We start from the raw sequence: 21,608 nt of genomic DNA, 5'->3' as shown, positions 1-21,608 counted from the left end.
AACGCGGGGGCGCTCAGGAGCGCACGACCATGGCCGAGTTGAAGCCGCCGTGGCCCCGGGCGAGGACGAGCGCGGTGCGCAGGCGGGCGGCGCGGGGCTGGGAGACGACCAGGTCGAGGCCGTAGCGTTCGGCCGGCTCGGTGTGCACCGTGGGCGGGATCGTGTCCTCGCCCAGGGCGAGGAAGGCCGTCGCGAGATCGAGGGCCGCGCCCCCCGCGTACAGCCGTCCCGTCATCGTCTTCGGCGCGGTGACCGGTACGCCGTGCGGCCCGAAGACCTCGACGATCGCCTCGGCCTCGACACGGTCGAGCTCCGGCTCGGCCGCCGCGTCGGCGAACACCACGTCCACGTCGTCGGCGACCACGCCCGCATCCGCGAGGGCGAGCTCAACGGCCTTGCGCAGGCCGGATTCCCGTCCGTCGAAGGTGGCGGCGTACCCGGCGATCTCGCCGTACACCCTGGCGCCGCGAGCCCGCGCCGAGTCCGCCGACTCCATGATGAGCAGCGCGCCGCCCTCACCGGCCACATGGCCGGCGGCCCGGTCGTCGAAGGGAAGGTAGGCGTGGGTCGGCTCCTCGGCCGTGCTGAGACGGCCGCTGGTGTGCAGTCCCACCCAGCCCCAGGAGCACAGCAGCGCGTCCACGGCGCCGGCGACCACGAGGGAGGTGCCCTTGCGGATCTGGCGCCGGGCCTGGGCCACCGCGTCCAGCCCGCCGGCCTGGTCGGTGACGACCACTCCGCTGGGGCCCTTCATGCCGTTGCGGATGGAGATCTGGCCGGTGTTGACCGCGTAGAACCAGGCGAACGACTGGTACGCGCTGACGTACTGGCTGCCTTTGCTCCACAGGTTCTTCAGCTCGTGCTGGCTGAACGCGAACCCGCCCGCCGAACTCGCGGTGCTCACGCCCATGCTGAACTCGGGCAGTTCGGCCGGCCGCACACCGGCGTCGGCGAGCGCCCAGTCGGCCGTGACGAGGGACAGCCGGGTGACGCGGTCGGTCTGCGGCATCAGCCGGCTGGGCAGCTGCTCCTCGGCCGTGAAGTCGTTGATCTCACCGGCGAGCCGCGCGGGGTACGCGGAGGCGTCGAAATGGGTGAGCGGGCCGATGCCGCTCTTGCCGGCGAGGGTGGCGTTCCAGAAGTCCTGCTCGCCGAGCCCGTTGGGCGCCGCCACGCCCAGTCCGGTCACCACCACTGAGGCCGTCACGCCGCACTCCTTTCAGGCTGGGCCAGCACCATGGCGCTCTGGAACCCGCCGAAGCCGCTGCCGACCGTGAGAACGGCGTCGGTGAGCTGGTCGCGGGCGGTGAGCGGTACGTAGTCCAGGTCGCACTCGGGGTCGGGGGTGTGCAGGTTCGCCGTGGGCGGTACGACGTTGTTCCGGATCGCGAGGATCGACGCGGCGATCTCGATGGATCCGATCGCGCCCAGCGAGTGCCCCACCATGGACTTGATGGAGCTCACCGGGGTGCGGTACGCGTGGTCGCCCAGGCTGCGCTTGAACGCGGCGGTCTCGTGGCGGTCGTTCTGCTTGGTCCCCGAGCCGTGCGCGTTGATGTAGTCGATGTCCGTGGGGTTCATCCGGGCCTCGTCCAGGGCGACGGTGATCGCCTCGGCCATCTCCGCGCCGTCGGCGCGCAGGCCCGTCATGTGGTAGGCGTTGCTCCGGGTGGCGTATCCCGCGATCTCCGCGTAGACACGGGCGCCGCGGCGCCGCGCGCTCTCGAGTTCCTCCAGGACGAACACCGCGGCGCCCTCGCCGAGCACGAACCCGTTGCGGGTGCCGTCGAAGGGCCGGGAGGCGTGCTCCGGGTCGTCGTTGCGTGGTGTGGTGGCCTTGATCGCGTCGAAGCAGGCGAGGGTGATCGGCGAGATCGGCGCGTCGGTGGCGCCGGCGACCACGATGTCGCTCGTGCCCTCGCGGATCAGCTCGGCGGCGTAGCCGACCGAGTCCAGCCCGGAGGTGCAGCCCGCCGACACGACGCTGCTCGGTCCCTGCGCACCGACCGCGCGGGCCACCTCGGCCGCGAAGGAGCTCGGCACGAAGTAGTTGTAGAAGTGCGGGTCGGCGTAGGTGTGGTCGACCAGGTCGAGGCGGCCGTCGTCGCTGACGATCCGGTAGTCCTCGTCGAGACTCATGGTGGAGCCGACGGCGGTCCCCACGGTGACGCCGATCCGGTAGGGGTCGAGCGAGTCGAGGGCCAGACCGCTGTCGGCGACGGCGCCACGCGCGGCGACCACCGCGAACTGGGCGGCCCGGTCCATCCGCCGGACCTCCTGCGGGGTCAGGCCGTGCGCGTACGGGTCGAAGTCGACCTCGGCGGCCACGCGGGAGCGGAACGGGGAAGGGTCGAAGAAGGTGATGTTCCGGGTCGCGGTGCGTCCCTCGGTCAGCAGTTCCCAGAACTGCCGGGCGCCGACCCCGCCGGGGGCGAGGACCTCGACGCCGGTGATGACGACTCGTCGCGCGGTCATTCCGCGGCCTCCCAGTGGTAGACGCGGGTGGCGATCTGGTCGGCCGTGGAGCGCCAGCGGTCCGGGGCGTACTTCTTCACCAGCGGGTCCAGGTCCGCGCAGACCTTCACGAAGCGCGGGTCGGCCTCCTTCCACGCCTGGTCGATCACCGCCGTGCCGTTCTCGCTCGGGAAGTCCTGGATGTGGAAGTACACGCCCTGGTACGAGAACAGCTGCCGGCGCCGGGTGCCCATCCGGTACGGAAAGTCGGTGGAATCCAGTTCACCGAAGAGCCGGGCCACCTCGGGAATGACTTCGTCGGCGACCCGGTTCACGATCACCGTGCTGTGCAGGCCGGTTTCCTTGTCCACCGGCGGTTCGCCCTCCCAGTGGTAGAAGGCGACGGCACGGTCGTCGGTCATGGTCGGGTCGTAAGCCGCGACCAGGGGCGCCAGCCGCGCGTCGAGTTCGGCCGCCCGGGAATCCTTCGCCGCTTCCTCGGCGGCCTCGCCGGGATTCTCCCCGGCGAAGTCCTGAATATGGATGAAGACGTCGTAGTAGGTGTACAGCTGTCGACGCTTGAGGCCGGATATCCCCGGCGCGGTGACCGCATCGAAGTCGGCGAAGATCTCGGATATCTCCCTGCTGTAATCCCCGCCCAGTCTGCCCACGCTCACCACAGTGAACATGCCGTGCCTCCCGTTCTGTTCCGCATTGGATTACGCAGCAACTATTCACCAGGCATCGTCGCGGTCTCAACACAATCCACTTCATGACTTCTACATTTCCGATGGAGGGAACGGTCAGGTTTCCTCATGCCCGATTCAGCGTTGTGTCAGGGAGATGTCAGAAGAGCAGATCAGGGCATGAAAAATGCCGCCGCCGCAGCTGGGTGAGCTGCGGCGGCGGCAGACGAAGCCTTTTCCTTCTTTTTTCTCTTTTTTATTTCTCTTTACGAGATCATGGCCATGTTCCGTCCGATACGGAAGCCGACGCCGCGCACGGTGAGGATCCAGGACTTCCCGCCGAGTTTCTGGCGGATGCTGCTGACGTGTGTGTCGACCGTACGGCGGGACCAGGAATTCTCCCAGACCTGGCGCATGATCTGCTCACGTGAGACGACACTGTGCGGATTGACCGCGAGCAGGTGGAGCAGGTCGAATTCCTTGCGGCTCATCGGGATCACCTGGTTGTGCAGCTGCACTTCGCGGGTGAGCGTGTCGATCCGCAACGGGCCGTGCTCGACGACGTGGTCGCTCTGCCGGCGGGGAGTCGCCCGCCGCATCACCGCGTCCATCCGGGCCAGGAGTTCGCGGAACCCGTACGGCTTGACCACGTAGTCGTCCGCCCCGGCCTGCAGGGCCAGCACGCAGTCCAGCTCGGAGGAGCGGTCCGTGATCACGATGATCGGGATGTCACAGGTGGCCCGGATCGCCCGGCACACCTCCAGCCCGTCGATGTCGGGCAGGTCGGGGCCGAGCAGCACCACGTCCGCCTGGTCGTACACATCGAGTGCCTTGGCGCCGGTGTCGACACACGCCACCTGGTGCACGTGCCGGCCCAGTGCCTGGCTGAGCGGCTCCCGCTCGTGCTGCTCGCTCTCGACGAGGAGCACCTGCCAGGTGTCGAACGCCGGGAACGAGACCGGGAGGGGGCGCGCCGGCAGCGTGCCGACTCCGCCGCGGTATCGCTGCTGGTCGACGCCGCCGACAGCAACCGTGAGTATGTCACTTTCCGATATCTCAGCACGCTGTTCCATCCATCTACCCCCATGAACGTGGATGTGCGACGGGAGACATCCCGACCTTCTTTTAATGAAAATTGGTCGGGATTTTGCCGGTCGAGACTCACGGTGGCTCCATTGCCGGCCGTGGCGAACCAGACACGTACTCCGCGGTCCTGGTACGAGCTCTCTATCCGGATGTTCGAAACCGATCCCCAGGAACGCCGCTCGTCACGCTAACACGCGGACATCCGGGCCGGAATGGTGTCGATCATGCTGCGCCAAACGTCACAGACAAGCCCGCTCCATGGCCGAATACATTCGGCCTGGCGCGATTCAACGCATCCGATACCGTGACGCAATTAGAAACTGTCGGCGCATTTACGGTGCGGATCGAGCCGTCACGCCTCCACGTGCCGGACGGCCCGCTCGGGCAGCCACCGGGTGCACAGCGCGGCGCCCGCGACGAGCGCGACGGCCACTACGAGCGCCGTCGAGGTTGCCGCCGTGAAGGCGGACGCGCCCTCCGCCCGCCGCCCGTTCAGGACGGAGAAGAAGACCGTGCCGAGCACGGAGGCGCCGAGAGCGTTGCCCACCTGCTGGGCGGAGGTGAGAGTGCCCGAGGCGGAGCCGGTCTCCTCCTCGCCGACGCCCGAGAGCACGATGTCGAAGAAGGGCGCGATGGCGAGCCCGGAGCCGACACCGATCACCGCGAGCGCGGGCGAGAGCCACCAAGCGTTCACCGGATCGTCCTGCACCGCGATCGTGCCCAGCGCGGCCAGCAGACCGGCCGCGGCGGTGGCGAACCCGATGAACATGGTCCGGCGCCTCATCCCGAGTGCCTGGGAGAACCCGAATCCGAGCAGCATGCCCGCCGCCTGCGCGATCGTGGCGAGCCCCGCCTTCAGCGGGCTCATCCCGAGCCCGAGCTGGAAGAACAGGCTGAACAGCAGCGCACCGCCCATCATCACGCTGAAGAAGAGGATGCCGACGAACAGCCCTGAGACGAAGGCCTTGTTCCGGAACAGCGAGGGGACCACGAGCGTGGGCAGGCCCTTGTCCGCGCGGAGGAACTGGTGGCGGACGAAGCCGGCGAGAGCGCCGACGCCCGCGGTCAGCAGCACGAACACCCACCAGGGCCAGCCCAGTTCGCGGCCCTGCACCAGCGAGAAGACCACCGCGGCCATCCCGGCCGCGGCGATCAGCGCCCCGACCATGTCGATCCTGAGGTCCCGCTGCGGCCGCGACCTGGGCAGCACCGCGAGCCCGGCCACCAGGGCGAGAAGACCGACGGGGACGTTGACGGCGAAGATCATCCGCCAGCTCCAGCCGAAGTAGTCCGCGTCGACCAGCCAGCCCGCCATGATCGGGCCGGCCACACCGGACAGCGCCATCACGGGCCCGGTCACACCGAAGGCCACGCCGACCTTGTCCGGCGGGAAGACGCTCCTGATCATGCCGAGCGCCTGCGGCACCATCAGCGCGCCCAGCAGACCCTGCAGGACCCGGGCGGTGATCAGGGTCTCCGGGTTGGTCGCCAGCGCCGACACCAGCGAGGTCACGGTGAAGCCGGCCAGGCCGATCAGGAAGAGGTTCTTGCGCCCGTACTTGTCGCCGAGCCGCCCGCCGACGAGCAGTCCGGCGGCCATGGCGATGGTGTATCCCGCCGCGAGCCACTGGATGAACCCCTGCGAGCCACCCATGTCCCGCGTGATGGTCGGTCCGGCAACGGTCGTGACCAGCGAATCGAGCAGATCCATGATCTCGCCGACGAGGATGATGCCGACGGCCGCCCATGCCCGCCTCGCGGAGACCGAGGGGCCCGTCGGCAAGGCCACGGACTGTGGCACTTCGGTAGTGGACATGCAGACCTCCTGGGGTCGGGACAGGTGCGATGCCGTCGGCGGCGCGGCGAGGAGTGTGCGATGAACGCCGTACGATGCAGAAACACTGTTCCCATGACCGAACATCCACCTGTTAACGAACACTGTTCTACGGTAGAATGATGTTCGGCGTCAACCCGAATCCGAACCCGCCTCGATCCGCCCCCGCGCCCTTCGGCGCCTCCTCACCGGTAAGGTCTCCGTGATGCGTCAGAAGTCGAACTCCGCCGAAGTGCCCCTCCCGCCGTGGGAGGTGCGCCGGAAGGCCGAGGTGCCCCAGCGTGCCCCGCTCACGGCCGAGCGGATCGTCGACGCCGCGCTCGCGGTGGTCGACACGGAGGGCAGTGCCGCGGTCACGATGCGCCGGGTCGCCGGCGACCTCGGTGTGGTCGCCTCCAGCCTGTACGCGCACGTGCGCAACCGTGAGGAGCTGCTGCTCCTGGTGCTGGAGCGCGTGATGAAGGAGGTCGGCGTCCCGGAGGTCACCGGGCAGTGGGACGCGGACCTCAAGGCGCACTACACGAAGATGCAGCGCGTGCTGTCCGCCCACGGCGACATCGCCCTCTACAACTTCGCGGCCTTCCCGCCCACCGCCATCGGCGTGGCCATCACCGAGCGGCTGCTGTCGGCGCTGCTGAACGTGGGCGTCCCCGCGAAGATCGCCGCCTGGGCCCTGCACCGGCTGACCCTGTACACGACGGCCGACGTCTACGAGGGCTGGCGCCTGGCGCACAAGGACCTGGCCGACTGGATCGATCCTGTCCGCGACTACTTCGCGTCCCTGCCCGCGGAGGGGTTCCCGGCCATCGTCGGCAACGTGGACGTCATGTTGGACACCGACAGCGACGGCAGGTTCGAGCTGGGCCTGGACATGCTGATCTCCGGGCTGGCGACGTTCGTCAAGGACTGACCGCCCTCTCTTTTCGGCCCTCGCGGCCGTGGTCCCGGGGCCGGTTCTTTTCCGTCACTGGTTCTCTGCATTTCCCAGGTCCGAGAATTGACAAAGAGCTGACTCTGGTCTGACCCGCAGGGAAAAACGCCGCGCTAACGTTCATGCCATCCCTCCTCGGCTTACCCAAGGGAATTGTCATGAATGAGATCGAAGCCGACGCCGCCCCGGAATTTCCCATACTCCGCACCTGCCCGTTCAGCGTTCCGGAGACCTATCGGAAACTGGACGAGGCGGGCGGCCGGGTGCATCAGGTCCGCATGTCCGACGGACGCCCCGCCTGGCTCATCACCAAGAACGAGGACGCCCGGGCGGTGCTTTCCGATGTCCGTTTCAGTTCAGAGAAACTTCGGCCCGGATTTCCCGAACTGTCTCCGGGCGGGCTCAAGGCGCTGACTTATTTCTCGCCGTTTCTCGTGAACATGGACGGGCCGGAGCACTCCCAGGCCCGCCGCGCGGTACTCGGCGAGTTCTCCGTGCGCAGGATCAACGCGATGAAGCCGCGGATCCAGGGCATCGTCGACGCCGCCATCGACCGGATGCTGGAGCAGCCGGACCGGCCGGTCGACCTCGTCGCGCACCTCGCGAACCCCGTGCCCACCCTGGTGCTCGAGGCGTTCCTGGGGGTCGCGGCGGACGACCTCGACGCCATCGAGCGCAACACGGGGAGGATGCTGCGCGAGGCCCGGACCGAGGACGAGCAGCGGGCCGCCGCCGACGCCCTGCACGCGCACCTCGACAGGGTCATCGCGGCCAAGGAGAAGAACCCGTCCGACGACTTCCTCAGCCGTCAGATCGAGCGGTCCCGCCAGGAGCGCGGCGGAACCGCCGACCGTTTCGAACTCGCCAGCCTGGTGCAGCTGTTGCAGATCGCCGGACACACCTCCAGCGCGGCGATGATCTCGCTGTCGGTACTCACCCTGCTGTCCGACCCGGAGCAACTGAAGGAGCTCATCGCCGACCCGGCCCGCACCCCGGCCGTGGTCGAGGAACTCCTGCGCTTCCTGTCGATCACCGACACCGGGCCGCTCAGGCTGGCGCTGGAGGACGTGGAGATCGGCGGCGTCCGCATCCGCGCGGGCGACGGGGTCCTCATTCCCACCCTGCCGGCGAACCGCGACGCCGACGCCTTCCCCGACCCCGACCGCTTCGACATCGGGCGCACCCCCGGCACCCGGCATGTCGCCTTCGGCTACGGGGCGCACCAGTGCCTCGGCCAGAACATCGTGCGCGCCGAGCTCCAGGTGATCCTGGACCGTCTCTTCCACCGCGTCCCGGACCTGCGGCTCGCCGCGGAGGCGGACGCCCTGCCCTACACGTACTTCGGCCAGTTCTTCGGCCCCGTCGAGCTTCCCGTCACCTGGTAGGAGGACCAGCACGTGAGCATACGTCTCGGCTACCACATCCCGTACTTCCATCACACGGAGACGGTCACCGACCTCTTCCCCGCACTGGTCGCCCAGGTGCGGGCCGCGGAGGACTCGGGATTCGACCTGGTCACGACGATGGACCACTTCTACCAGCCGCCGCTGATCGGCCCGCCCGACGGTCCGATGCTCGAGGCCTACACCCTGCTCGGGGCGCTGGCCGCGGTCACCAGCCGGGTGCAGCTCTCGACCATGGTGACCGGCATCGGCTACCGCAATCCCGCCCTGCTGGCCAAGATGGTCACGACGCTCGATGTGATCAGCCAAGGGCGCGCCGTGCTGGGCGTCGGTGCCGGCTGGCACGAGCAGGAACACCGCGAGTACGGCTACGAGTTCGGTACGCTCGCCGAGCGCTTCGGCCGGTTCGAGGAGGCGCTCGCAGTCGTCGTCCCGATGCTGCGCGGGGCGCGGCCGCGAGTCGAGGGGCGCTGGTTCCGCGCCGAGGGCGCCATCAACGAGCCCCGGCTCCGGGAGGACCTGCCGCTGCTGATCGGAGGAGGCGGCGAGAAGAAGACGTTCGCCTTCGCCGCCCGGCACGCCGACCACCTCAACATCATCTGCTCCCCTTCGCAGCTGGAACAGAAGATGGCCGCGGTGCGGGCGCGATGCGCCGAGGCCGGCCGGGATCCGGCGACGCTGGAGACCAGCTTCGCCACGCCGCTGATCATCGACGAGGACGGCGACCGGGCCCGCAAGCTGCTGGAGGAGGCGCTGGTCAGGTCGGGCGTGGACGTGGCGGAGCTGACGGACTCCGAGCGCGCCGCGGCGACCGACCGGTTCTTCGTCGGCACTCCGGCCGAGGTCACCGAGCAGCTCCGGTCGCGGGTGCTGTGCCACGGCGTCGACGGGCTCATGGCCAACATGCTCGTCAACGCGCACGATCCCGGCGCCATCGCGCTGGCGGGGCGCACGCTGGCCCCGCTGGTCGGGCTCCCGTGCGAGGCGGGAACGACGACATGACCATGGCCGGATCGCAGCGCTTCACCGGAGGCGATGTACTGATGCAACAGCTGAGGGTCCAGCCCCCGGTGCAACTGCTCTGGCGGGTGCGGAGCCGACCGGCTCCCGAGGCGTTGCGGAAGTTCCACGCCAACCTGGCCCAGGGCCCCTTGAACCGCCGGATGCGGGCGGCCCGGCTGCCGCTGGCCCGTCCGGTCTGGGAGCGGCACACCGACTGCGCCCCCCTGCGGGTCTCCCCCCGGACGATCGCCGCCGAGGAGGTGATGGACTGGGCCGACGCCGCCTGCCGGGTGGACCTCGACGCCCACGCGGGCCGCGGCTGGGAACTGAGCGCGGCGCATGTCGCCGACGGCACCTCCGTGGTGTCCCTGGTGGGGTCGCACGCGCTGACCGACGGTCAGGGTCTCATCGGCGCGGCCACGCTCGCCGCGCGGGAGGCCGCTCGGCAGTGGCGCTCCGGGCAGCCGTCGCTGGTCGACGACCTCACCGACGTGGTGACCGAGGGCCTGTGGACGTACTCCCGGCTGGCACTGTCCCGGCTGCGCGACAAGGTCGCCGAGGTGCCCGCCACCGCCGGCCGGATGCTGCTGGGGCGTTCCCCGCAGGCAGCCGGCGCCGCGCCCGTCCGCTCCCGGCTCGCCTTCACCGTGTCGGCCGCCGAGGCCGAGCGGGTGGCGGAGAGCGGCGGAGGCAGCGTGACGGGGCTGATGCTCGCCATGACCGCGAACATCCTGCGCGCGGCGCGGGGCACCACCGAGGAGGGCGGGCCGTTCACGGTCGGGCTGCCCGTGAGCTTCCGGCGGCCCGACGACCTGGAGTCGTCCAACATGGTCGGGATCGCCACGCTGCGGCTGGACGGCCTGCGCGGGCGCTACACCGACCTGGCGCACATCCGCCGGCTGAGCAAGGCGGTGTACGCCGAGGTGGTCGGGCGGCACCTCACCGGCTATCCGCAGACCGACGCCGCGCTGTCCAACGCCGGCGAGATGCTGCCGGAGGCCAGAGACGCGTTCGGCCCGGCCCTGGGCGTCCTCTTCCGCACGGTGTCGGGCGCCGGAGGTCCTCCCGGCCGGATGAACTGCTTCGTCCTCAGGGCCGGTGCGACGGTGTCCATCGGTTTCCAGTCCGCCGGTGTGTCGGTCGGCCAGGGGCTGGTCGAGGCGGAGCTGGACGCGTGGGGCATGGCCCCCACCCACAGCTGGTGACCCGCCCGCCGCGAACGTAGTCGCGGTCGCGCCCCTCAGCGTCCTCACGGCCCCCGGGAGCACGCGCTCGCCCCATGAGGCACGTGCTCGGCACTTCCTCGGAGCTTGAGAGAACGACGTACTTGTAGGAAAACGCTGTTCACTGATAGAACGGTGTTCGGAACCGAAAAGGCAGAGAGGAACCCGTGATGGACGCTGACGTGATCGTGGTGGGTGCCGGACCGACCGGTCTGACGCTGGCCCACGAGCTGGCCCTCACCGGCGCACGTGTGGCCCTGCTCGACAAGGGCCCCGGCCGGACCGGCGAGAGCCGGGCTCTGAACCTCCACCCCCGCACCGCGGAGATGCTGGCCCTGCGCGGCATGCTCGACGGTGCGCAGGAGCAGGCCAGGGCCCGCCTGGAGACCACCCACTTCGCGCACCTGCCCGTGCCGCTGACGCTGGACGGCTGGGACTCCCGTTACCCGTACCAGGTCGCCATTCCGCAGGCCGAGGTCGAAAAGGTGCTGGAGGACCACCTCGCCGCCCTGGGCGTGCGGGTCCAGTGGAACTCGGAGGTCACCGGCATCGAGCAGGACGACGAGCGGGTCCGCGTCCAGGCCGGGGGAAAGTGGGTCGAGGCGCGCTATCTGGCGGGTTGCGACGGTGGCCGGAGCTTCATCCGCAAACAACTCGGGGTCGAGTTCCCCGGGCTGGACGCGCGCTGGTTCGGCACCGTCTCCGACGTCGTCCTGGGCGTCACCGGCGAGGGAATCGCGACGACCTGGGACACCAAGGGTTCGCCCCGGATGCGTCCGGACGGGTCGTTCGCGAACATCTTCCCGATCGGCAAGGAGTCGGACAACGTCTACCGGATCTTCTACAGCGTCGCCGACCAGGTGATCAGCGACCAGCGCGCCAAGGTGCCGGAGGACGAGGTCGTCGCGGCGATCCAGGAGTTCTACGGAGCGGAGACCGAGGTCAAGGAGGTGCGCTGGGCCTCCCGGTTCAGCGACGCCTCCCGTCTCGCGGAGCACTACCGCGTCGGACGGGCCTTCCTCGCGGGCGACGCCGCGCACGTCCACCTGCCGCTCGGCGGACAGGGGCTCAACACCGGCGTGCAGGACGCGATGAACCTGGGCTGGAAACTGGCCGCCGAGATCGCCGGCTGGGCCCCCGATGGGCTGCTCGACACCTACCACGGCGAACGCCACCCGGTGGGCGCCGCCGTCCTCACCAACACCCGCGCCCAGGTGGCTCTCGGCCAGAAGGGCGTCGAACACGAGGCGCTGCGGGAGATCTTCGCCCAGTTGATCAAGCTACCGGAGGCCAACCGCCTGCTCGGCGGGGCGATCTCCGGGCTCTCCATCCGCTACGACCTCGGGGACGACGAGCCCGTCGGCGCCCGGCTCACCGACTTCGCCCTGCCGGACGGCCGCTGGGCCGGTGAACTGTTCCACCAGGGGCACGGCGTCCTGCTGACCACGCGCACGGAACTCCTCGCCGAGGCGGCGCCCTGGGCGGGCCGCGTGGACGGCGTGGAAGTACCGGAACTGCCCGGCCTCGCCACCGAGGCCGTTCTGGTGCGCCCCGACGGCTACATCTGCTGGGCATCCGGCACACCGCTCACGGAAGCGCTCCGCCGCTGGTTCGGCGCATCCCGGACCTGACCGGAGGCCGGCCTGGCCGCCGCTCGTGTGCGCTGCCCTGCTCCTCCCCCCCCCACACACGTAGGAGATCCACCTCATGACCATTCTGGTGACCGGCGCGACCGGTAACGTCGGCCGCAACGTCGTCGAGCTGCTGCTCGCGGCCGATGCCCCGGTGCGGGCCACGTCCCGGAACCCGAAGACCGCCCGACTGCCTGCGGGCGTCGACGTACGCGCCGGGGACCTGGGCGACCCCGGCTCGTTCGGGGACGCGCTGTCCGGCGTGGAGAAGCTCTTCCTGTTCCCCAACCCGTCCGGCGTCGCCGACTTCCTGCAGGCAGCCAAGGCGTCCGGGGTCCGGCACGTGGTGCTGCTGTCGTCGGCCGCGGTGAGCGAGCCCGATGTGACCGCCAATCCGATCGGGCTCATGCATCTGTCAGTCGAACAGGCGGTGCGGGACAGTGGTCTGGCCCGGACGGTGCTGCGGCCGGCCGCGTTCGCGAGCAACGTGCTGCAGTGGGCCCCCGCGATCCGTGAGAGCGGTGAGGTCCGCGTCCCGTACGCCGAGAGCACGGTGTCCCCGATCCACGAGCGTGACATCGCGGCGGTCGCCGTCCAGGCCCTGCTGTCCGACGGCCACGAGGACGCGACGTACGCCCTCACCGGCCCGGAGTCCATGACACAGCGCCGGCAGGTCGAGCTGATCGCGGCGGCGCTCGGGCGTCCGGTATCGGTCGTCGACCTGGTCGGCGATGCCGCTCGGGCTCAACTGGAAGCCCAGTACGGTGCGTTCGGGGTACCCGGCCTCGTCGACTCCGTACTCGGCACGTACGCGGGCTCGGTCGGCACCGCCGCTCCGGTGACGGACACGGTGGCCCGCGTCACCGGCCGCCCCGCGACGACCTTCGCCGACTGGGCGGCGGAACACCGCACGGCGTTCACCGCGGCCTGACGCCCGGACCTCCGACACGAAGGAGCCGCACCCAGGACGGGTACGGCTCCTTCCGGTTCCCCGGGCCGACAACTGGCCAGAGGCTGCCGACCCGGGCCAGGGCGTGCTCCGGTCGGTACGACCCCACCGGCGGAAGCGAGGAATGCCGTGGATACGGCACGGGGTCAACGCGAATCGCTCAGCGTGACCTGGAAGATCGAGATCGTCGGTGGCGGGGAGGGCGAGGCGCTCGCGAGCCGTCAGGCCGAGGTGATGCACTCCGCAGGAAAATGTCAGGTCCAGGTCCGCGAAGAACGGCTCCTTTCCCCCTGCCCGTGCCAGGTGATCAACTCGAACCGTGACTGGGACGGTCGGCCGCTTCGTTCGCGGCACGGCGGTACTCGGCATTGATGCGCTGAGCCTCCTCGAGCTGGTCCTCGAGGATGACGATGCGGCAAGCAGCCTCGATCGGGGTTCCCCGGTCGACGAGCTCGCGGGCGCGGGCGGCGATCCGCAGTTGGTAGCGGGAGTAGCGGCGATGTCCGCCCTCCGAGCGCAGTGGAGTGATCAGGCGAGCCTCACCGATGGCTCGGAGGAAGGCCGGGGTGGTGCCGAGCATTTCGGCGGCCCGGCCCATGGTGTATGCGGGGTAGTCGTCGTCGTCCAGACGACCGTTGAGTGGAGTATCTGCTGCCATGTCACCTCGTTGTGCAACGCGTCGAGGGGCCCTGGTGCCGTACGGCACCAGGGCCCCGAAGGAAATTCAACACCATCTGTCGGCGCTGATGCTCTGCCGACCTTCTGTTTCCGCTACCCGGCCCTGCGAGGGGAGGGGTGCGGGGATCGCGGCTGCGTGACCGGGGACCACCATCCATTCCGGGGTCTTGCGGTACCCGGACCGAGAGCTTCCCGGGCCGGGCGATCCTGATGGCGTCTGCTCCTCCGTCCTTTCTCTTGACCGACCACTTGATGAACGGGTACTGCGGTACTGCTCGGTGATGCTTTCGGCAGCCCCTCGACCTGCGGGCTGCCCAGTCCGGCTCTCAGCCCCGTCACCGTTCTGCGAACACCTTGGCTTCGGAGCTCCAGAGCCGGACTGACCTGCGAACTTACGTACTGCTACCCGCCAGTTCGTGTCTGCCGGGTCTCGCTCGACCGTGTCAACGAAAAAAAGACTAACCGTGCCAGGAGGTGATGTCTACTCTGGCAAGAGTAGATTTTGGCGCTCAGGGGCCACAGGTCTCCTGTGGCCTGCGATGACGGGTGGAACACGTAGCCGTGGGCGGCGAGAGCGTGGCCGTGTACGGGCGGCGATACGACGGTGAGGGCCCTGCCGACGCGCGTCGGCAGGGCCCTCACCGGGTCCTTGATGGCGGTCTTCCGCCTGTGTTCACACCTGAGGGGTGGCGGTGCCTCCGAGCAGCGCCGAAGCGGTCTGGAACGGAGTGGGGACGCGCACCGGCGCGGCGTCGGGGTGGGCGTGGCAGGTGAAACCGAGGCGGGTCATGGCCCGGACGACTTCGCCGCTGGTGAAGTCGCGGCGGTCCTGTCGGGTGATGACCTGGCCCACTTGCTTGACCGGGTAGCGGCGGCGGCCGATGGTCACGGACTCACCCGCGACGAGCTCGGGAGTGATGCCCTTCATCAAGGCCAGCACCTCGTTCTTGGTGAGCTCGAACGGGTACCGGGCGATGACACAGCGCATGATGCCTCACAGAGGAGAAGGGGAACGGGCCGAACGGGCGAGGCAGATCAGCGGGCGAGGCGGATCAGCGGGCGAGGGTGAGGACGCCCGGGGTCCGGCCATGCTCACCGAGGGCATCGGGCCGAGCACTGGGCGCGGTGAACGGTCCGTCGAGGATGTCCCGTAGGCGGATCCGGTCCGTGTAGGTGGGGCTGCCGCGGAGAACGGCGAGCCGGGTCAGGGTGATCAGGCCCGTGCTCTGGTCGTCCCCGTCGCACAGGACGAGGTGATCGACACGGGCTCCGGCCATGAGGGACAGAGCCACCTCGACCGTCATGTCGTCACGGACCCGGGGACCGGACGTGCCCCTGTCGTCAACCACTTGCCTGGGGGAGCGATCCGCTACCTGGTGCTGCGCCTGAGCCGTCGTCATAGGTGCCTCCTACCTACCGGAAGGGATGGGCTGGTGATCACAACGGCTCTACGCGGCCGAGCTGAAGCCGGGCCGCCGCTGCGCCCTGCGGCGCGCCGCTTCGCCGACAGGCCGGACCTGCCCGGCATGGCCCCCGCGGCCCCGACGGCCCCGGGACGAGGAAGACGTGCCGCGGGGACGTTCCGCGTCCGGCGCGGTGATGACGACCGGGACACCCGAAGGGGCCTGGGCACCTGTGATGCGGCTGAGCTCCGCCTCGCCCGACCGCACCCGGGCGACCCGGGGGGTGATGCCCGCCGCGGTCATCAGCCGGCTCATGCCGCGACGCTGATCAGGGGTCACCAGGGTGACGACGCTGCCGGACTCGCCCGCACGGGCCGTACGACCGCCCCGGTGCAGGTAGTCCTTGTGGTCGCTGGGCGGATCCACATTGACGACGAGATCGAGGTTGTCGACGTGGATCCCGCGCGCCGCGACGTTGGTGGCCACCAGGACCGTCACATGCCCGCTCTTGAACTGGGCCAGGGTCCGCGTGCGCTGCGGCTGGGACTTGCCACCGTGCAGGGCCGCGGCGCGGACGCCGTTGCTCAGCAGGTGCTTGGTCAGCCGGTCCACCGCGTGCTTGGTGTCGAGGAACATGATCACTCGACCGTCTCGCGCCGCGATCTCGGTGGTCGTCCGGTGCTTGTCCGCGTCGTGAACATGGAGTACGTGGTGCTCCATCGTGGTGACCGCGCCCGCTGACGGGTCGACGGAGTGCACGACCGGATCCGTCAGGTAGCGGCGGACCAGCAGGTCGACGTTGCGGTCCAGGGTGGCCGAGAAGAGCATCCGCTGCCCGTCGGGACGTACCTGGTCGAGCAGGGCGGTGACCTGGGGCATGAAGCCCATGTCGGCCATCTGGTCGGCCTCGTCGAGGACCGTGACGGCGACATCGTCCAGCCGGCAGTCGCCCCGGCCGATGAGGTCCTTGAGTCGCCCGGGTGTCGCGACGACCACCTCGGCCCCGGCACGCAGCGCACCGGCCTGCCTGCCGATGGACATCCCTCCGACGACGGCCGCCATCCGCAGGCTCACGGAGCGGGCGTACGGAGTGAGCGCGTCGGTGACCTGCTGGGCGAGCTCGCGGGTGGGGACGAGGACGAGGGCGAGCGGCTGCCGTGGCTCGGCGCGCCGCCCCGCCGTACGGGCCAGTACGGCGAGGCCGAAGGCGAGGGTCTTGCCCGAGCCGGTGCGGCCACGGCCGAGTACGTCACGACCGGCCAGGGAGTTCGGCAGGGTCGCCGCCTGGATCGGGAAAGGTACGGTCACGCCTTCGTGGCCGAGCGCGGCCAACAGCCGTGCGGGCATGGCGAGATCGGCGAACGACTCGACGGCGGGCAGCGGGGGTGTGATCGTCTTCGGAGGCGCGAACTCGCCCTGTACGGCTCGTCCGGGCTGTCGATTTCCGTGGCCTTTGGAACGGCGCGGACCACCGGAGCGGCTGACGCCGGCGCCTCCTCCGAAGCGGTCATATGTGCGGGATGTGCGGGCACGCTGCATGCGGAACCTTCCTTGATGGGCACGTAGCAAGGAATTCCCGCAGCAGATGAGCGGCGCAGAGAATTTCGAGACGAGCCAAAGCCGATGTGGGCGAGTCGGAGCGACGGGGAATGTTTCACCGGGTCGGTGATGCGGTGGAGCTTCCCGTCGCGCGCCCAGAAAAGCAGCGAGCTGGGGCCCGCACCCCAGAGGTGCGGGCCCCAGCTGCGAAGTCTGCGTCAGCGCCGGTGTCAGGCGGGAACGATGTTCTCGGCCGTCGGGCCCTTCTGGCCCTGAGCGATGTCGAACGACACCTTCTGGCCTTCCAGCAGCTCACGGAAGCCCTGGGCGGCGATGTTCGAGTAGTGGGCGAAGACGTCGGCGCCGCCGCCGTCCTGCTCGATGAAGCCGAAACCCTTTTCCGCGTTGAACCACTTCACGGTGCCAGTAGCCATGTCATTTCTCCCTCGGAGGCGGTGTCAGGAATTCGCCCTGTGCGAATTCCGTGTCGCCGTGATGATTACCCCGTCGGAAATGAACCTTCTGGCAACCACACCTGCAACTGAGATCGACAGTAGCACGGTGCAACCGGCCCTGCGCGGTCGATAATTCCGATCGGGTCGACGGTCGAGGAATACTTGCCGTGCCCGGCGTCTATTTCTCATGTCGCGGACATAGATATTGCTCTTCGCGGAGCGGCCCTTCTGCCGTGTACTTCCGCCCACAGCCCCATGACCTCCGCCGACGGGAGATGTGCCGCTGCCACCATCGTCAGCGGATGGCACAGCGCCGAACGCGCCGAAACTCCGCTACCGCGATGAAGGTCACATCCCCCGCGAAGAGCGCGACGGCCGGTAGCCGGCAGGAGGTCGGGCGGGACCGCACGCACCCGCAACCGCAACCTCCTGTGACGTCCGGAAGGCTTCTGCAGGGAGCGGCCGGGCGCCGCGTCAGTCACCGTGAGTGGGTGCGGCCGACTCTTCTTCCTCCTCCATGAAGCGGATGCCCTCATGGGTCAGCGAGGCGGTGGCGGGAGTCTTGTGCGATGTCCAGTCGACGGTGATCAGGCCCGCGTCGGCCAGGTAGGCGCAGGCTGCGGAGAGGTCTGCGTCGGGAAGGCCGACCTCGTCACGGAGTGTCGCGCCACTGACCTCGGGACGATTGCGTTCGACTGCCCCGTACAGGGCTCGGAGGATCGCTTTGCGGTAGGTCTTGCGTTCACGGAGTGTCGTCATGGCTGTCGCTCTCGGGCTCGTGGCCGACGGTGCGGGCCTGACAGGGACGGCAGGCTTCGTAGCCGTCGAAGTCCTGTTCACACCTCGTCCGCGTCGCGGCCTGGCTGATCCGCTGGATGCCGGCCAGGACTGGGCGGGCTGTGAGGCGTGTCTGCCGGTCGATGGTGAGACGGAGACGGTCACCGTCGCGGTCGGCGGGGCATCTGCGCTGCCCGGTCGAGGTGAGCAGCGACGCACCACCTCGGCGCCGCCAATGGACGTCCACGGGTACCTCCTGCGGGCGGTGGCGCTGAGGACATGGTGCAGCCACCGCTCGGAACGTCCGGCGTCCGGCTGCCGCCGCGCTTCCGCATACGCCCATACCCTGAAGCGTATGCCGCGACAGTGATTCCCACGTCGACGCAGGTACCGGGGTCGGGCCGATCCCGGAGATTTCCGGCACCGCCGGCGCCACGGAGTAGCGTGATAGGGGCGAGGCGGGTCCCGTGTTCGCACCGGTTCCGGAAGACGGGTGGTCCCTGATGACCGACTCCGATTCACCCCCTGTTTCCTGGCATCTGCCGAGTGGCGTCCACGCGGCCGTGCGGCCCGGATGTGCGCTGCTCCGGCTGGAGACGACGGAGTCGCGTGAAGGTGTCCTGGACGGTGCGTGGTGGCCGCGGTCGCGCGACATCGGTGCCGAGCTGCCCGCGCTGCTGAGCGCTCTCATCGCACATCTCGGCCCCGTGACGCGCGTCGGGCTGGACTCCGCTGCCTGGGAAGGGCTCCCGACGCGGATCGTCGTCGACGACCAGGTGGTGCACATCGACTCCTTCCCGGTGGGCGACGACACTGTCCTGATCACCCGCGGCGACCAGGACGTGTTCTCACTGCTGGTGGTCCCGCCGCACGCGACACCGGAGGCCGCACATGCCGCGATGGCCCAGGCCGTCCGGGCCGACAACATCAGCCAGGCGGAACAGATCCTCATCGACACCGGGAGCGGGCACGGGCCGTCCGACTGACGAGCCGTGCCGTCCCTCGGCCGAGGCCGACGGACGACGGCGATGGACCCCGCGGCCGGTTCTCTCCAGCTGGTTGGTCACCGCCGCCAGCAGCGGCAGGTGGACCATTGGCCGTCGTCGGACACCTCGACGCAGACCGCTTCGAGAAAGCAGCGTCCGGTGTCAGAGTCGTCGATCAGCCGCGGCTCCCCGCCCGCGAGGCCCTCGCCGGGCAGGGGTACGAGCATCAGCCGGCCGTAGTCCTGCAGCAGAACCTGCGGACGGCGGCCCCCCAATCGCTCCACGTCGGAGACCAAGGGCCCGATGAGATGGGGAGGAAGCTCGTGGGCGCGGTCGAGAACATGGGTCCGACGACCGCGCCGGGCCTCTCACCTGAGTCCGGGGCCTCCTTCCGACTCCCATGTGGCTTCTCCGTCGAGGCCGTTCTCGGCGAGTGCCAGGATGCGTGGAGCCGACAGCGGGTTCTCGGGGTCGGCGGCGGCGGTCAGCATCCGGGTGGCTGCTCCGGCCGGCTCGTCGGGTGGGATGACCAGCAGTTCCCAACGTCCCGTGGTGCTGCAGTCCAGGGTGATGGCATGCGCTTCGGCGGCGAGGTCGCTCTGGACCACCTCGATCACGTGGCCGGGCGCCATCACCTTCCGCGGGGCATCGGGCCAGGACGCGGGGTCCACGGTGACCCTGGTGACGGTCCCGACGGCCGGGTCCAGTGAGCCGACCAGCGCGGGCAGCTCCAGTTCCAGTGCGTCGCAGCGCGGCCACCACGCTCCGTCCAGCGGGCCGTGGCTGACGCCCGGCGTGAGGCTCAGACGGGGCAAGGGCATCCGGTAGGTATGCCCGTCACCTGGTGGTGTGCCTTCGGCGGGCCTTGTGATGGTGTCCATCGTGCGGTCCCGTCCCGGGCGGCACCCTCGGCTGCCCGCGTCTGTCACTCGCCGGGAACGGCCTCGCCGTGTTCGTGCGGCCGAAAAGCTCTCGGTGACTGCCAGAGTACTCCCGGCCGTGGAGGACGACCCGGGGCGCGACCGCCCTGCTGAGGGCGCATCCGTACCGCAGACGGCGGGTGGCGTGACTGCCGCGGTCTGCTGAGGGCGCATCCGTACTGCAGACGGCGGGTGGCGTGACTGCCGCGGTCTGCTGAGGGCGCATCCGTACTGCAGACGGCGGGTGGCGTGACTGCCGCGGCCGGTACGGCCTGCCGGATCATCGACGACAGCGGTCTGATCACCGGCCTGCCGGTGAGGGGCTCTCCAGGGGCAGGGTCAGCACGCAGGGGGCTATGGGGCCGGACAGCCCGACGACCTGCCCCATGTTCTGCCAGCCCCAGGACTCGAATGCGGCCTGTCCGGCCTGGTCGGCCGGATGGAGCAGAGCGACTCCGAGGGCGGTGTGCCGGTCGGTGAGCAGGCGCTGTTGCAGTCGGCGAGCGATGTCGCGGCGCTGAGCGTGCGGGCGGGCGACGACCTGAGTGAGGACGACGAACCGTGCGTATGTGGTGAGCCGTTGGATGCTCTCCTGCAGCAATCGGTCGAACCCTCGCCGGCCGGGGCCGTCCGGGCCGAGCGGAAAGCCGTAGGCACAACCGACCAGCACCGTCGTCTCGGCGACCAGCAGCGCGAAGCCGGGCCGCCTGGCACTGACGGCCAGGTGGCGCAGGAACTCTCCCCGGCCGTGGAACGAGGCACCGGGAGTGTCCGCGACGGACGCCATGGCCAGGTCCGCGATGTCCTGCTCCACTCCTTCGGTCTGCCAACGGGTCAGCCGACGCAGGCGGATTCCGTCCTTGGGGACCGGTTTGCGAGCAGTGTCCTCAGGCGTCCGCTTTCGGTCGGCCGACGGACCCGAGGAAGCCGCTGCCAAGAGGTCGCGGGGCAGCGCGGGTGGCACGGGATCCGTGGGGGCCGCGAGGAGCAGGGGGGTGGAGCCGGTGACGGCGAGGAGCTGGGTGATCTGTGCGCACGGGTGGTGCAGTCGCAGGGAGGTGTGCACCCGGCCGGCGCGCTGTGACATCGACAGGAAGACGTCCAGGCCCCTGGCGTCGCAGGAGCCGACCGTGGTCAGGTCGACGTCGATGACGGTGACGCCGTCGCGCAGACACTGCTCCAGTGCGGCCCGCAGCAGCGGTGCCGTGGCCGGTCCGATCGCACCGGCGAGCGTGACGAGTGCCCCCTCACCTCGGTTCCGCCGGTGGATGTCCAGCCGGGAAAGGACCATCACGCCTCCCCTCGGCAGAAGCGCGGGCCGGTGCGGGCACGCGGTACGCGGGCGGCCATGACGGGCGTGCCCGGAGTTGCTCCGACCGCGGCGGACATGATGCCGACCCGTCTCCGCGCCGACCGCTGGGGTGGCTCGGGTTTTCCTTTCTCGCCGAGGACGACCCGGCGTGGCGGCCGGAGTGCGTGATGCCCTCGGTACCTCCCACCGTACGTCGCCGAGGCGGGAAGCGGCCGCAGCGAGGGTGCCCAGGAGTACGGTGGAGAGAGTCGAGGGTACTTCGTACTCCGGTGACAGGACTGGTCTCGTCCTCGGCGCGCGGCGCTGTAGGGCCGCGCGACACGACACGAGCCGTTTCCA

Annotated in this window: 21 protein-coding genes and 1 pseudogene; 7 read left to right on the top strand and 15 right to left on the bottom strand. The window is 69.7% G+C overall.

Annotated features, from left to right (window positions below):
- Window positions 1-13: 13 nt before the first annotated feature.
- The 5 genes from ACZ4UU_RS05880 to ACZ4UU_RS05860 form a co-directional block, all read right to left on the bottom strand.
- Entirely contained in the window at window positions 14-1,207 is a 1,194-nt protein-coding gene (locus ACZ4UU_RS05880) for a ketosynthase chain-length factor (protein ID WP_468036803.1), read from the bottom strand.
- Complete coding sequence (locus ACZ4UU_RS05875) at window positions 1,204-2,475, bottom strand: beta-ketoacyl-[acyl-carrier-protein] synthase family protein (protein ID WP_468036801.1); 1,272 nt, start codon at window positions 2,473-2,475, stop codon at window positions 1,204-1,206. The genes ACZ4UU_RS05880 and ACZ4UU_RS05875 overlap by 4 nt, the downstream gene beginning before the upstream one ends.
- Window positions 2,472-3,143: a TcmI family type II polyketide cyclase gene (locus ACZ4UU_RS05870; RefSeq protein ID WP_468036799.1), complete on the bottom strand. Its 672-nt coding sequence runs from the start codon at window positions 3,141-3,143 to the stop codon at window positions 2,472-2,474. Before ACZ4UU_RS05870 ends, ACZ4UU_RS05875 begins: the two co-directional genes overlap by 4 nt.
- A 263-nt stretch (window positions 3,144-3,406) precedes the next feature.
- Window positions 3,407-4,213 carry a response regulator transcription factor gene (locus ACZ4UU_RS05865; RefSeq protein WP_468036797.1) on the bottom strand — a complete coding sequence of 269 codons (807 nt, stop codon included), beginning with the start codon at window positions 4,211-4,213 and terminating at the stop codon, window positions 3,407-3,409.
- Window positions 4,214-4,578: 365 nt separating this feature from the next.
- Window positions 4,579-6,042, bottom strand: a complete 1,464-nt coding sequence (locus ACZ4UU_RS05860) for an MFS transporter (RefSeq protein ID WP_468036795.1) — start codon at window positions 6,040-6,042, stop codon at window positions 4,579-4,581.
- Between the two features lie 223 nt (window positions 6,043-6,265).
- Between ACZ4UU_RS05860 and ACZ4UU_RS05855 the strand changes: the two genes are divergently transcribed.
- From ACZ4UU_RS05855 to ACZ4UU_RS05830, 6 genes are all read left to right on the top strand, one after another.
- Window positions 6,266-6,970, top strand: coding sequence for a TetR/AcrR family transcriptional regulator (locus ACZ4UU_RS05855; protein ID WP_468036793.1), 705 nt, complete (start codon window positions 6,266-6,268; stop codon window positions 6,968-6,970).
- A gap of 179 nt (window positions 6,971-7,149) precedes the next feature.
- Entirely contained in the window at window positions 7,150-8,376 is a 1,227-nt protein-coding gene (locus ACZ4UU_RS05850; protein WP_468036791.1) for a cytochrome P450, read from the top strand.
- A 12-nt stretch (window positions 8,377-8,388) separates the two neighbouring features.
- On the top strand, window positions 8,389-9,396 hold the full coding sequence (locus tag ACZ4UU_RS05845) for an LLM class F420-dependent oxidoreductase (RefSeq protein WP_468036789.1): 1,008 nt from the start codon (window positions 8,389-8,391) through the stop codon (window positions 9,394-9,396).
- Complete coding sequence (locus tag ACZ4UU_RS05840) at window positions 9,393-10,601, top strand: hypothetical protein (protein WP_468036788.1); 1,209 nt, start codon at window positions 9,393-9,395, stop codon at window positions 10,599-10,601. The genes ACZ4UU_RS05845 and ACZ4UU_RS05840 overlap by 4 nt, the downstream gene beginning before the upstream one ends.
- 188 nt (window positions 10,602-10,789) lie before the next feature.
- Entirely contained in the window at window positions 10,790-12,250 is a 1,461-nt protein-coding gene (locus ACZ4UU_RS05835; RefSeq protein WP_468036786.1) for an FAD-dependent oxidoreductase, read from the top strand.
- A gap of 76 nt (window positions 12,251-12,326) precedes the next feature.
- On the top strand, window positions 12,327-13,181 hold the full coding sequence (locus ACZ4UU_RS05830) for an NAD(P)H-binding protein (RefSeq protein ID WP_468036784.1): 855 nt from the start codon (window positions 12,327-12,329) through the stop codon (window positions 13,179-13,181).
- A 325-nt stretch (window positions 13,182-13,506) separates the two neighbouring features.
- Here the strand turns inward: ACZ4UU_RS05830 and ACZ4UU_RS05825 are convergent, their stop codons facing one another.
- The 7 genes from ACZ4UU_RS05825 to ACZ4UU_RS05795 all read right to left on the bottom strand — a co-directional run bounded on the left by ACZ4UU_RS05825 (window position 13,507) and on the right by ACZ4UU_RS05795 (window position 18,298).
- Window positions 13,507-13,857 carry a helix-turn-helix domain-containing protein gene (locus tag ACZ4UU_RS05825; RefSeq protein WP_468036782.1) on the bottom strand — a complete coding sequence of 117 codons (351 nt, stop codon included), beginning with the start codon at window positions 13,855-13,857 and terminating at the stop codon, window positions 13,507-13,509.
- Window positions 13,858-14,550: 693 nt separating this feature from the next.
- Window positions 14,551-14,865, bottom strand: coding sequence for an SCO5918 family protein (locus ACZ4UU_RS05820; RefSeq protein ID WP_468036780.1), 315 nt, complete (start codon window positions 14,863-14,865; stop codon window positions 14,551-14,553).
- A 64-nt stretch (window positions 14,866-14,929) separates the two neighbouring features.
- On the bottom strand, window positions 14,930-15,277 hold the full coding sequence (locus ACZ4UU_RS05815) for a CBS domain-containing protein (RefSeq protein ID WP_468036778.1): 348 nt from the start codon (window positions 15,275-15,277) through the stop codon (window positions 14,930-14,932).
- A gap of 48 nt (window positions 15,278-15,325) precedes the next feature.
- Window positions 15,326-16,819 carry a DEAD/DEAH box helicase gene (locus ACZ4UU_RS05810; RefSeq protein ID WP_468036776.1) on the bottom strand — a complete coding sequence of 498 codons (1,494 nt, stop codon included), beginning with the start codon at window positions 16,817-16,819 and terminating at the stop codon, window positions 15,326-15,328.
- A gap of 230 nt (window positions 16,820-17,049) precedes the next feature.
- A complete protein-coding gene (locus ACZ4UU_RS05805; protein WP_004986771.1) occupies window positions 17,050-17,253 on the bottom strand; it encodes a cold-shock protein in 204 nt (67 codons plus the stop codon).
- 495 nt (window positions 17,254-17,748) lie between these two features.
- Window positions 17,749-18,033: a hypothetical protein gene (locus tag ACZ4UU_RS05800; protein ID WP_468036774.1), complete on the bottom strand. Its 285-nt coding sequence runs from the start codon at window positions 18,031-18,033 to the stop codon at window positions 17,749-17,751.
- Entirely contained in the window at window positions 18,017-18,298 is a 282-nt protein-coding gene (locus ACZ4UU_RS05795; RefSeq protein ID WP_468036772.1) for a hypothetical protein, read from the bottom strand. Before ACZ4UU_RS05795 ends, ACZ4UU_RS05800 begins: the two co-directional genes overlap by 17 nt.
- A gap of 256 nt (window positions 18,299-18,554) precedes the next feature.
- Between ACZ4UU_RS05795 and ACZ4UU_RS05790 the strand changes: the two genes are divergently transcribed.
- The gene (locus tag ACZ4UU_RS05790) at window positions 18,555-19,037 is read left to right on the top strand and encodes a DUF5994 family protein (protein ID WP_468036770.1); all 483 of its coding nucleotides are present in this window, start codon (window positions 18,555-18,557) and stop codon (window positions 19,035-19,037) included.
- 110 nt (window positions 19,038-19,147) lie between these two features.
- Here the strand turns inward: ACZ4UU_RS05790 and ACZ4UU_RS05785 are convergent.
- The 3 genes and pseudogenes from ACZ4UU_RS05785 to ACZ4UU_RS05775 all read right to left on the bottom strand — a co-directional run.
- Window positions 19,148-19,378: pseudogene (locus tag ACZ4UU_RS05785) on the bottom strand (serine/threonine-protein phosphatase); the annotation flags it as partial.
- 27 nt (window positions 19,379-19,405) lie between these two features.
- Window positions 19,406-19,858, bottom strand: coding sequence for a DUF5994 family protein (locus ACZ4UU_RS05780; RefSeq protein WP_468036768.1), 453 nt, complete (start codon window positions 19,856-19,858; stop codon window positions 19,406-19,408).
- A 400-nt stretch (window positions 19,859-20,258) separates the two neighbouring features.
- On the bottom strand, window positions 20,259-21,248 hold the full coding sequence (locus ACZ4UU_RS05775) for an STAS domain-containing protein (protein WP_468036766.1): 990 nt from the start codon (window positions 21,246-21,248) through the stop codon (window positions 20,259-20,261).
- Between the last annotated feature and the right edge of the window lie 360 nt (window positions 21,249-21,608).

Source organism: Streptomyces sp. NPDC028907 (assembly GCF_055564995.1).
This window is presented reverse-complemented; position numbering and strand designations above follow the sequence as displayed.